This window comes from Patiriisocius sp. Uisw_047, assembly GCF_047730165.1.
Lineage (GTDB): Bacteria > Bacteroidota > Bacteroidia > Flavobacteriales > Flavobacteriaceae > Patiriisocius.
This window is the reverse complement of record NZ_CP159834.1, coordinates 1,726,498-1,739,035: the sequence shown is the minus strand read 5'-3', so window position 1 is coordinate 1,739,035 and position 12,538 is coordinate 1,726,498. Positions and strand designations below refer to the sequence as shown.

At 41.0% G+C, this 12,538-nt stretch carries 5 protein-coding genes; all 5 read right to left on the bottom strand.

The features are described 5' to 3' along the window. Positions 1–73: 73 nt before the first annotated feature. The 5 genes from ABXT71_RS07715 to ABXT71_RS07695 all read right to left on the bottom strand — a co-directional run bounded on the left by ABXT71_RS07715 (position 74) and on the right by ABXT71_RS07695 (position 12,518). A complete protein-coding gene (locus ABXT71_RS07715) occupies positions 74–1,426 on the bottom strand; it encodes a GEVED domain-containing protein (RefSeq protein ID WP_415370749.1) in 1,353 nt (450 codons plus the stop codon). Between the two features lie 114 nt (positions 1,427–1,540). Continuing rightward, the gene (locus ABXT71_RS07710; RefSeq protein WP_415370748.1) at positions 1,541–2,866 is read right to left on the bottom strand and encodes a GEVED domain-containing protein; all 1,326 of its coding nucleotides are present in this window, start codon (positions 2,864–2,866) and stop codon (positions 1,541–1,543) included. 14 nt (positions 2,867–2,880) lie between these two features. Next, positions 2,881–4,917, bottom strand: coding sequence for an Ig-like domain-containing protein (locus tag ABXT71_RS07705; protein WP_415370747.1), 2,037 nt, complete (start codon positions 4,915–4,917; stop codon positions 2,881–2,883). A gap of 23 nt (positions 4,918–4,940) precedes the next feature. Next, a complete protein-coding gene (locus ABXT71_RS07700) occupies positions 4,941–10,208 on the bottom strand; it encodes an Ig-like domain-containing protein (protein WP_415370746.1) in 5,268 nt (1,755 codons plus the stop codon). A 990-nt stretch (positions 10,209–11,198) separates the two neighbouring features. After that, entirely contained in the window at positions 11,199–12,518 is a 1,320-nt protein-coding gene (locus ABXT71_RS07695) for a M24 family metallopeptidase (RefSeq protein WP_415370745.1), read from the bottom strand. Positions 12,519–12,538: the final 20 nt, after the last annotated feature.

Below are 12,538 nucleotides of genomic sequence, written 5' to 3'. Positions count from 1 at the left end.
TTTGTTATTATTAAATACTTTTGTTTGGCATTTATATGATGCTTTAAACGCCTATTTTCCTTCCTTTGGAAGGTTAAAACCCTTGCTCAACTGGTGTAATAAGCTCCACTTCTACAGGTTTCATTTCGTCACTATGCCCTATAACAATGTTAGTAATCTGACCAACGTCTATATCATCTTGTGTCACGATATAGGTTCCATTGAAGGTGCATGACGTTTCCGAAGTCAAAATAGTACACGGTGTCTCCTCTTCTCTAAATGAAATAAATAGTCCATCTACAACAACATTCTTTAATGACTCAGCGCTTATATTTGTTACTATCACCGTATAGGTCATAATATCATTTAAACTTATCGTTCCTGAATGGTCTTTATCTGCAAGATGCGTTAGAGATATTTCTGTTAATAGATTTGGAGTTTCTTTTATTATAATTTGATAATCTTCTACTTCTCCAAAAGCATTTGCTCCTAAGCTTTCAGGATGATCTCCTATTCTAAATCGAGCAAAAGTAGGTTGCGTACTTATGGCATTACCTGGCACGGAAACAGCATAGTTAATGATACCGCTTGCTGAAATAAACTTTTCTGTGATAATCTGTTCTTCTTCATCATCAAAGTCGCCATCACCGTTCCAATCGATCCATGCGTTCAAAAACCCAAAACCACTATCGTGCACGGTAACTTCTACCGGGATATCGATTGTGGCTCCTTGTATTATGGACGGGAATATCACACCATCTTCGTCATCAATTCCGTTTTGGTCTCCATCTGCCTTGCCTGATTCTTGATACTCAGCTTCTGAATCAACGCCAGCCCCAAGATGCACATATTGTGTATATGCACCATTTGACTTGTTAATATTTATGTTGTGAGAGGCTTCGCCGTAAGCTAAAGGCGCGTCGCCATAATCCCTTGCCAGCGCATAGGTATATATGCTTGCTGCATCATCATCTGTTGCTTGAATTCCATTTGCATATGGAGGCGGTTGTAGGTTTACATTAAACCCGTTTGAAGCGCTAGAGAGAAGTGTATTCTTTATTATCTTATATGAGATGGTAATATTTCCAGCTGCATTTTCTGAAATTTTCTGGTTTTGAATCCCTCTATAGGTTGCTATACTTGTATCGTATGTCCAGTCAAAATAACTACTCCAAGTTCCAGCCATTGCCGCCATAGGATCTTCATTGTCTGGCACCCCATTAGAAAGGGTTATAATCAAAGTCATTTCCTGATTCTTGATATAAGGAAGTGCACTAGTCCCTGAATTACCTACAGTGAAAGAAAGTAGCCCTGTACCATTAAATTCTACTGGCAACAAGGGAGCTGGGGATACACTCCCCTGATTCACATAGGGGTTATAGCGCTGTTCTGCATTTGCAAATAAACTTGCAAATAATAAACACAATATGAGTACTGCTCTTTTCATATTAACCTAAGATATTAGTATTCTCTTTATAATTTAAATAGCGCTGATTGATACCGTTTCATGTACCACCTCCCACGTCTTTATCTAAGTTGCAATATGGTTGTCAGCTTTAAATTAATCTGCCATAAGTAGTTTTACTGTGTACTGCTGTCCATCAGATTTGTTAGATACCCTAAGGAAATATTGCCCCGCAGGAAGATTACCTCTTAAAAGCTCTTTAACGCCTCCATTATCTGATTGCACCTTTATAGCATCTTTATATAAAACCCTTCCTAGCATGTCTATCAATTCTATTTGATAGGTACCTATTACATCTATTGTAACAGTATATCTATCTAAGGCTGGATTTGGAAACACCAATACATTAGTAGATCCTAAAGATTTTAAAGTTCCCTTCACATCTCTTACAAATAATGAAATAGTATCAGATAAATCTTTCTCTTTAATTTTTACTCGATAGTCTTCTACTTCTCCCCAACTATTAATTCCTGTTGGTCCACTCATATTCCCTATTCTAAAACGGGCATAAGTAGCAGCCGTTATAATTGCAGTTTCTGGTATAGTTACAGACAAATCATAAGTCCCACTCTCAAAAACCGGCAGAGGTGCTATCACATTTTCTCCCAAATCTGTAAAATCTCCATCCCCGTTCCAGTCGAACCAAGCATTTAATACACCAAAGCTCACGTCATGAATTTTAACCTCCACCGGAACGATAACAGTAGTTCCAGCTATTAATGATGGAAAAGAAACTCCGTCCTCATCATCACCATCGCCATTAGCAGAAACCGAAGGTTGATTTTCGAATTCTTCATCTACAATTCTCCCAAGGTGCATGTATTGAGTATATGCGCCATCTGACTTATTAAGGTTAATTTCGTGGGATGCTTCACCATAACTTAAAGGAGCATCTCCAAAATCTTTTGCCAACACATAAGTGAATGAACTAACAAAATCATCCTGAGTCGTATTTGAAGCATTCACATAAGGAGGTACTTCTATACTAGCACTGACTCCGTTAGCGATTACAGACAAAGAGGTGTTTTGTTTCACTCTATACCCAACCGTAATAGCTCCTTGCCCATACGCAGATAGCGTCATTAGTTGAACACCTGTGTAAGTCGTTGTAGCCACATCATACGTCCATGAAAATTTATTTTTCCAAGAACCTTGTAATGCTTGTAATGGGTATTTAGTATTTGGGACCCCATTGAATAATCTAATTACTACTATGATGTTATCAGCACTTGAATTGTTATACACAAGTGCGCTACTGCCCGTGTTGCCTATCTTAAATGAAGCCACACCTTCGCCGCCAAATTCTGATGGCAATAATGGTGAAGGGCTAATAATACCCTGACTTACATATGGATTCCAACTCTGTGCATTTGCCATTAAACCGACAAATAGTAAACAAATAATTAAAACTGCTTTTTTCATCTTAATATGCTTTATTATTCAATAAAATAATTTAAACTTTCCGAATCAACATTGTTCCCAATATTGTCTTCTCCACCACTAAATGACTGAATTTGAGAAGTCATTGTAAATACTCCTTTAGTTTGGCCTGGATCCCATATAGCGTTGAAACCAAAATAAGAGAATCCATCTGCTGATATAACCCCTCCAGCTACTGTCTCGAAAATATGCGTAGTTGAATCTTCTGAATATTCCCACTCAGAATTATTTAAAGTTGTCGTCCCAAGAGTGGTTAGACCAGGATCGTAAGCGCCATCTAAGATCCAACGAGTGTCTTTAGGTATCTTAACTGTGATTACTCCATTGGTAGTCGCCGAGTTTAATTCTGTAACCCTAACAGTTATGTAAAAGTTTGTTAATCCGTGCATCACATTCGGTGCAGCACTAATAATTAATGTTGCGTCTGGCACTACTCCCAGTAGTGTTGTTAAATATAAGGTAGCACTATCACAGGCAGTATCCACATCATTATCACACGTTGTGTATGTGACATATACGGTGCCTAAAAAGTCAAGATCTGCATCATAACTATAGCTTCCATCTACATTCAAAGTAAGCGTTCCTGCTACTATAAAGTTTCCAGAGTTATTAGCATCTGACCCATAAATTACGGTTGGAGTTCCTAATGTTAAAGGACCGTAACTACCATCTACTGCCGCAGCAGCGTTAGCACTCTCTACATCTGGAGCACCTGTACTTCCATCTGGATCAATATCATTTGATAATATATTAGCTGATAAAGTATCACCCGCAAATCCGATGTTTGCATCATCTTCTGCTGTCATTTCATTTACCGCTCGCTCACTTACCACTACCTTAATAGTAGCATCATCACACAAGGCTGTTGGTGCAGTATCATCACATACCGTATAGCCTAATGGTGTTGTCTCTCCAGTAAAGCTAGGCTCAGGGTCAAAAATCACAACCCCTGTTGCTGGGTCTAAGGTATAGGTCCCTTCATTTGGTACGGTAACTACTAGACAATCACCTCCTACCATACTGGTGCAAATTGCGCCAGATATTGTACTTGCGTCTAGACTTACCGAAGTAGGATCAATAGTGCCATCTGGGTCCGTATCATTAGCTAAGATATGAATAGCAACATCCATGTTTGTTTCTGTAGTTGCATTATCATCTTGCACCACGGGTGCAAAGTTACCATCGGCAAATGGCCCTGTAACAGTGATTACCACGCTAGCCGTAGCACACGCTACTGGAATTCCAGCATCACAAACTTGATATACAAAGCTATCTTCACCTATAAAACTTGTGTTTGGTGTGTAAGTATAAGTTCCGTCAGCGTTTAATACAAGCGTTCCATTTACGGGTCCACTCACAGGGGTATTATTCACCACTAAGATATCGCCCGCAGGCCCTATGTCATTGGTTACTACATTACCAGCTACTGAAATATTAACAGGTGTTTGACTAATATCATCTTCAGCACTAAGTAAGGTTGTCACAGTAACACTTGTAGATGCGTTGTCATTTGAATTATTAGCATTCCCTTGAGAAGCATTTAATGGAGCAGGTGAAGGACAACCTCCACATAATAAGGGATTGTTAGCTGTAACATATATGATATTCCCAATGATTCCATTGGCATCGCTCACCTCATTACCACTTACAGTAAGTAAAATTTTTCCAAGATCAAATGGTCCAAAACTTCCACCTGAATTTGTTAATTTAATCGTGTTTGCAGCACCAGCTGTCATACTCAATTGACTCCAACGCGTGTCGCTTCCTGCGGCAACTCCTATAATCTCAGCATTAGCGCCAACACTAATAGCGACGCTTAATGAATTTTCAACGATAGTTCCGTTACTGTAATTACCAACATTAGCACTTAAAATTCCTATAGCACCTTGAGTCACACTGGATGGAGTCATTAAAACTCCAATACCAGGGTCTGCGTTCTGTGAATATCCTTTTGGTATAAACATAAATACAGTAAAAAACAGTACCATTAATTTATTCAAAGTATTCATGTTTTTATTGTTTAGTGTTAACATAATTTTTAGAGGATTAACTATAGTTATTGAGCCAGAACAACGATGTTAATACTGTCGCTACCAACATTACTATCTGATCCCGATCCCTCTACAATTGTAACCGTAATAGGTTCTGAAGTTTGAGCTGGTATTCCTGGCTTCCGTTCAATTGTAAAACCAATTCGTGAAAATGTATCTGCCGAAATGATTACACCTGGCATTAACGTCATCGTTATAAATGAAGGCCCTACAGTTATGTCCCAATCACTATTTTGAACTGAAACACCACCATTCACATCAGCACCAGTATCAGTATCTACATAGCTAATATTAAATGCTTCTGGTATTGAAAGTTTAAGAACTACTTGTCCTACTGATGGTCCTCCTATGATTTCAGAAAGATTTACAACAAAATCTCTTGAGTCACCTGCAGATACAAAGACGAAAGAATCAATTTCTACTGATGGAGTAAAGTCTGCTAGTGCCTCATTTACATCTGAAATACCATTATTATTAGTGTCTGTTATGGTTGAAGACGTCTCATCTGACTCGTCAGCATCTGTTTTCCCGTCACCGTCTGTATCCGTATTTGCCGGATCTGCAACTAACGGATCTGTTCCTGTTGCCGCTTCATCAGCATCACTTATACCATCACCATCATCATCGGTGTCAAAAACATCTGGAATACCATCACCATCCGTGTCTGTGTCATCTTGAGAATCACAAACATCACCAAGACCATCGCCATCTGCATCTGCTTGATCTGCATTAGGTGAATTAGGACAGTTGTCGAAAACATCAGGATGACCATCACCATCGGTATCTATTTCAACGGTCAACGTCTGGGTTACAGTCGCAGTGTTTCCAACCGCGTCAGTTGCAGTAACAGACACATCGTAGTCGCCGTCGGCCAACTCGTTCGTTATTGTTACTGACCAACTAGTGCCATCATAAACAACACCAGTCTGAACAATACCATTGATGCTAACCTCAATCGTCGCACCAGCTTCAATCGTCCCCGTAATCGTAGGTGTCGTATCATTCGTCAGAGCACTGCTTGTGATCGCAACATCCGGCGACGTCGTATCAACGGTCAACTGCTGAAAGAACGAACCAGTGTTGCCGGCTTCATCAGTCACCTCGGCCGTTACGAACCAAACACCTTCGGACAGGTTCGGAGTGACGTTCCATGTTTGGTCAGATTGAACAACCGCCGTTAAAATTATATCATCTGTTGTGCCCGGTAGGCTCAACGTGACCACGACGATATCGCCCAAAGCTCCTACGGCAGATCCGTAAATCGTCGGCGTCACATCATTCGTCGAGAATTCCAAGCCAGGATTGATCGTAACAACTGGCGCCTGCGTATCAACTCTCAACAGCTGCGTTGCAGTCCCAGAGTTTCCAGCCGCGTCGGTAGCAGTAGCTTGCACATCGTGGAAGCCGTTGCTCAAGGGGTCCGTCGTTGTTGCCGACCAAGTAGTGCCATCCACAACAACGCCAGTGATAATAACACCATCGATGCTAACCTCAATCGTCGCACCCGCTTCGGTCGTACCCGTGATCGTCGGTGTCGAATCGTTCGTCAGATCACCACTCGTGATCGTAACAAACACGGCCGTGTCAACGGTCAACGTCTGGTTTACAGTCGCAGTGTTTCCAACCGCGTCAGTTGCAGTAGCAGACACATTGTGGTCGCCGTCGGCCAACTCGTTCGTTATTGTTACTGACCAATTAGTACCATCATAAACAACACCAGTTTGAACAATACCATCGATGCTGACCTCAATCGTCGCACCAGCTTCAATCGTGCCCGTAATCGTAGGTGTCGTATCATTCGTCAGATCACTGCTCGTGATCGCAACAGCCGGCGGCGTATTGTCAATGGTCAGTATCTGAGTAAAAGTGCCCTCGTTCCCAGCCGGATCGTAGACCCTAGCCACAATCGTCCACACACCAGCAGACAGGTTCGGAGTGAAGTTCCATACCCCACCTTGTTGGACAAGAGCCGAGCGGATAAGAATATACTCGGGGACCGCATTCCCAAGAGACAAGCTGAAATAAACGATTTGACCAGCGAAAACGTCAGTTGCTCCATAAATCGTCGGGCTCAAATCGTTCGTCGCGTGCGTATTGCCCGGAGAAATCAAGACGACTGGCAGTGTCAGGTCAACGCTCAAAATCTGCGTCGCAGTCGCAGTGTTTCCAGCCGCGTCGGTTGCAGTAGCATACACATTGTGGTCGCCGTTAACCAACTCGTACGGCACTGTAGCCGACCAAGTAGTGCCATCCACGACAACGCCTGTGAGAATAACACCGTCGATGCCGACCTCAACTGTCGCACCAGCTTCAGTCGTACCCGTAATCGTTGGTGTCGGATCATTCGTCAGACTACTGCTCGTGATCGCAACAGCCGGCGGCGTCGTGTCGGTATCACAAACATCACCAATATCATCACCATCTAAATCTGCTTGATCTGCATTAGGAGTATTAGGACAGTTGTCAATATCATTTGTAACACCGTCATTATCGTCATCTAATTGTGAAGCTGAACATCCATTCGCATCTACTGTTTCACCAGCAGGCGTCCCAGGACACGTATCAATATCATTTGAAACACCATCATTATCATCATCTAACTGTGAAGATGAACATCCATTCGCATCTACTGTTTCGCCAGCAGGCGTTCCAGGACACGTATCAATATCATTTGAAACACCATCATTATCATCATCTAACTGTGAAGATGAACATCCATTCGCATCTACTGTTTCGCCAGCAGGGGTATTAGGACAAATGTCTGTGGTATTAGGAACTCCATCATTATCGCCATCTGTTTGCGAAGCTGAACATCCGTTCGCATCTACTGTTTCGCCAGCAGGCGTTCCAGGGCACGTATCAATATCATTTGAAATACCATCATTATCATCATCTAATTGTGAAGCTGAACATCCGTTCGCATCTACTGTTTCACCAGCAGGGGTTCCAGGGCACGTATCAATATCATTTGAAATACCATCATTATCATCATCTAATTGTGAAGCTGAACATCCGTTCGCATCTACTGTTTCACCAGCAGGGGTTCCAGGGCACGTATCAATATCATTTGAAATACCATCACCGTCATCATCTAACTGTGAAGCTGAACATCCATTCGCATCTACTGTTTCACCAGCAGGGGTTCCAGGGCACGTATCAATATCATTTGAAATACCATCATTATCATCATCTAATTGTGAAGCTGAACATCCGTTCGCATCTACTGTTTCACCAGCAGGGGTTCCAGGGCACGTATCAATATCCTTTGAAACACCATCACCGTCATCATCTAATTGTGAATCTGAACATCCGTTTACATCTACTGTTTCACCAGCAGGGGTTCCAGGACACGTATCAATATCATTTGAAATACCATCACCGTCATCATCTAATTGTGAAGCTGAACATCCATTGGCATCTACTGTTTCTCCAGCAGGCGTTCCAGGACACGTATCAATATCATCTGTAACACCATCATTATCATCATCTAATTGTGAAGCTGAACATCCGTTCGCATCTACTGTTTCTCCAGCAGGCGTTCCAGGACAGGCGTCAATATCATTAGCAACTCCATCATTGTCATCATCTAATTGTGAAGCTGAACATCCGTTCGCATCTACTGTTTCTCCAGCAGGCGTTCCAGGACAGGCGTCAATATCATTAGCAACTCCATCATTGTCATCATCTAATTGTGAAGCTGAACATCCGTTCGCATCTACTGTTTCACCAGCAGGGGTTCCAGGACACGTGTCTGCAGTATTAGGAACTCCATCACCATCTGCATCTAATTGTGCAGCTGAACATCCATCTGCATCTACTGTTTCACCAGCAGGTGTGCCAGGACAGTTGTCATTTTCATCAATCACTCCATCACCATCGGTGTCTGGAGCATCCAAAGGAGTGGAAGTAACACATTCTGGATTATTATAAAGTATCGCCGAAGCCGTATTAACCGCTCCTAGTGTAGATAGTTGTCTACCTGCCAAAAATGTATTTACCCCTGAGTTACAGGCTCCACCGTGAGAAAGAAAAGTTCCTTTCACATTTGCATCAGCCCCAATATTAACAGCTCCAGTGGTCACATTTGCTCCACCAATCCAAAACACATTACAACGTCTTGCACCATTTGTTAAAATTACTTTTGATCCTGCAGCGACATTAAATGCCCCTGCAAATCTCATAACAAATATCGCATCAGAATCCATAAGGCCATCTAAGGTAATAGTACCTCCCAAAGATCCTGCTGCCATATCATAAACCCCAGGAAGTAGTGTTTCTCCTGCCCCAAAAGCTGCTGTATGTACACCCCCAGCAATCGGTAGCGCCATAAGAGCAATGTAAGCGTTATTTAAATCTATTTCTGCTTGTGCCGTTAGCCCATTTTGAACTTGCTCAGACCCAATATGAGTTCCAGTTGAAAAACCAGCTACTCCTCCTGCATTTGTCCCAATATCGCCATTAATCCCTGAGATAGCTGTATTTCCTACAGAACCAGAATTAGTAAAAAGTGCAAAGCCAGAAACAACTCCTAAAACATCAACAGCCGCAGCTGGTTGACAGCCAGCTTCACAAAATATTGGAATGGTACTAGAACAAGGTGGTTTACTCGCGCTACAGTTAGACGCAGTAGTTATTGCTCCAGCCGTAGTCAACAATCTTCCTTCTATAGTACAGTTTGCAGCAAGACCAACAGCCCCGCCCTTTGAAAATAAAGTCCCTTTAATATTTGCACCGTCCGCAGCAGTTATCGCGCCAGCGGCAATAAAAAACACGTTACAAGATTTCGCTCCGTTAATTAAATTAACCTGCGCACCCGCTCCTATTGTTAATGCTCCTCCAAATTTAAATATAAAGAAAGCATCAGGATTACCTTCTCCATCAAGATTAAGAATGGCGCCTACTGACCCAGCGGCAGGTACTGAATAAACTCCTGCCGTAATAGTTTCACCTCCAAATGCAGGAGCGTGCGTGGCAGGAAAATCTACAAAAAGATCATTAAGGTGAATATACAGCCTCATTAAATCTTCTCTAGCCTGAGCAGTTGAAGCATCAGCATTGTATGTGTCACCATCAAACGCTCCGGCTATTATACCATTGTGCGTACCTGCATCGCCTGTCCATGTAGACCCTGCTCCGTTTGAGACTCCTCCATTTCCAGAAAATCCTTCAAAAGAAGAAAGTATTCCTAGATTCACTGTTTGACCAAAACTTACAGTTGAAAACAATAATAGTAGTGCGATAGTTGTAAAACTAAAAAGTAATTTTTTATTCATAGCTAATAGTTAATAGTTGTAAAAAGGTGATTCTATAATATTGTTAATACTTATAAGTAGTGTACTCGATTGAGCAGGTTATGCACTATTTATAATTTTTAGGTAATTTTTAATATTTGTATTCGTAGAAAACAACTTTTCAATATTTACTATTTCAAGCAGCTTATCAATCATTACGGACAGGCACCTAATTTTAGGCTAATTTAATATTACCCTAACTTAAAATAGGTGTTTATACTTAAGTATAAACACCTAGCCTTCCGGTTTCTATCGGGCGAATATACTTTCAAACATTCATGCTAAACAACAACAGAATTACGGTTTTCGACAAATGACCCAAATTATCGTTAACGTGAGCGAAAATTCTTACCTCTTGTCCAAGCAACTACAGCAATAATAAATTGCTATTAGGGTAAATTTAGCATTTGATTGTTTTAATGAACTCGTGTAAATATCTCTCTAGTTTATCTTTTATTTAAAAAAATTTCGATGAACGCCTGTTTGCTTTAGACGAATAACAATTAATCCTCTGTAAGCTGTTTTTCGGCAATAGCGACTTATTAAGCTACCTACTTATCCTCTAGGACACTTTAAATTCGAGTGCTTCATTTACATTTATAGCTGTCGTAAAAATTGGCAAGTAGCGTGATAAAACTGTAGGAAGGAAATTTTTAAATTGATAAAAGGCCAATTTAAGACTTAAGCTATCTTCCAATAAACACAGCATAAAAGAGCTCCGCTATTCTATAGGACAGCATAAAGAAGCAACGCTGTTTTATTTTTTCCGTAGTGAAGAAAATAAACTCGTTATTATTTAAAGGAATGAATGTATTTTGAAGTCTTATACGTTCTTGAAGAGAATGAACGTCCGTTTAGCAACAGTGAGATGAGGCCTATTTCTAAAAGAGTGAATGGCTGTATTAAAATTGATTTGTCTTACACTTTAAACCCACAATATATATTCAGTCTAAAAGTAATAAAAAGAAAAACTTAATCCACAACCTTAATTGCTTCCTGCCTCCCCTTCACATATCTAAAAACATCCGCTCCCCAGAAACCTGCTTCTTCCAGCATAATACGAATGTCTTTATCCCATTCTGGTATGGTAACCGTTGTATTTAACTCTATGGCATATACCGTATTTTTGTGCAAGGGGTAATCACCCGTTACAGGCACGCCACCTTGAGAATCCCACATTCCTAAAGTGGTCCCAGAACTGTGACCATAAGTTCCTAATGGATGTGTGTAAATAGACGGACGCAATCCTTCCGTTTTACTTTGGGCTAATGACATGGCTAAAATTTGGTTACCGGTACGTCCTGTTTTAAAATTTGAAGTGAAAATATCTTGCACGCGGCTTCCTTTTTCAAATGCTTCGCTTAGATATTCTGGGACTTCCGTCTCCCCTTTCTTCAAAACATATGCGTGTTGCTGGCAATCTGTATTGAGCATCACATAGGTAATCCCAAAATCACAATGCAACAAATCGCCCTCTTGTATCACTTTTTTACTTTTTGCTTTTGAAAAAGAATCAATATGGCTTTTTAAAATTTCTGAAGAACGCTGCACATCTATCGTAGGATGAAACCATGTTTCTAGACCCAGATCAGTCACTTTCTGTCGCATCCACCATACAACATCATCTGTACTTGTTTTTCCCGGTGTAATCACTTTGCTCGAAAATGCCTCATCAATAATACTGTGCGTCACAGCAACTAAAGTATCATACAAGTCCATTTCCTTTTCTGTGCGCGTTTCTATCCACCCTATCACAAGTTTTTCTGCGGAAACAATCTTGCTTTTATATTTGCCAGGTAATGCTACCATAAGCGCATCGTAATCTGTTTTTACTAGACCATCTGCAATCCCAAAATATTCTGAAGTATTGACACCAATCGCTTTTGGGTTTCGCTCTTCGATAATCTCCACCAAACGCGCCCATTGATCTGGCTGCTTTTCTTTATCCCAAGCGGAGGCGATGTTGTCACCCACATCATAGCGAGCCACGGCAAGTTTTTCTATGGTGTTTGCTTCTTTATTCCTACTGAAGACTAAGATGGTTCTTCTACGTGCATTGAGCCAAGTGGCGGGCAACATTGTTCGCATTACTGGGTCTTCATTGTATTCTCTAGAAATAACGAGCCACATATCTATTCCGGTGTCGTCCATTAGACTCGGTAATAAATTATCAAATCGATCTTTTAATAATTCGTTACGAAGATCTGCACGATCTCTTTCAGGAAGTATTTGTGCTTTTGTCGGCACACAAAACGAGACCAAGAATAAAATGAAAAAGCATTTTTTAATCATACCATTAATATTTCCGAAGT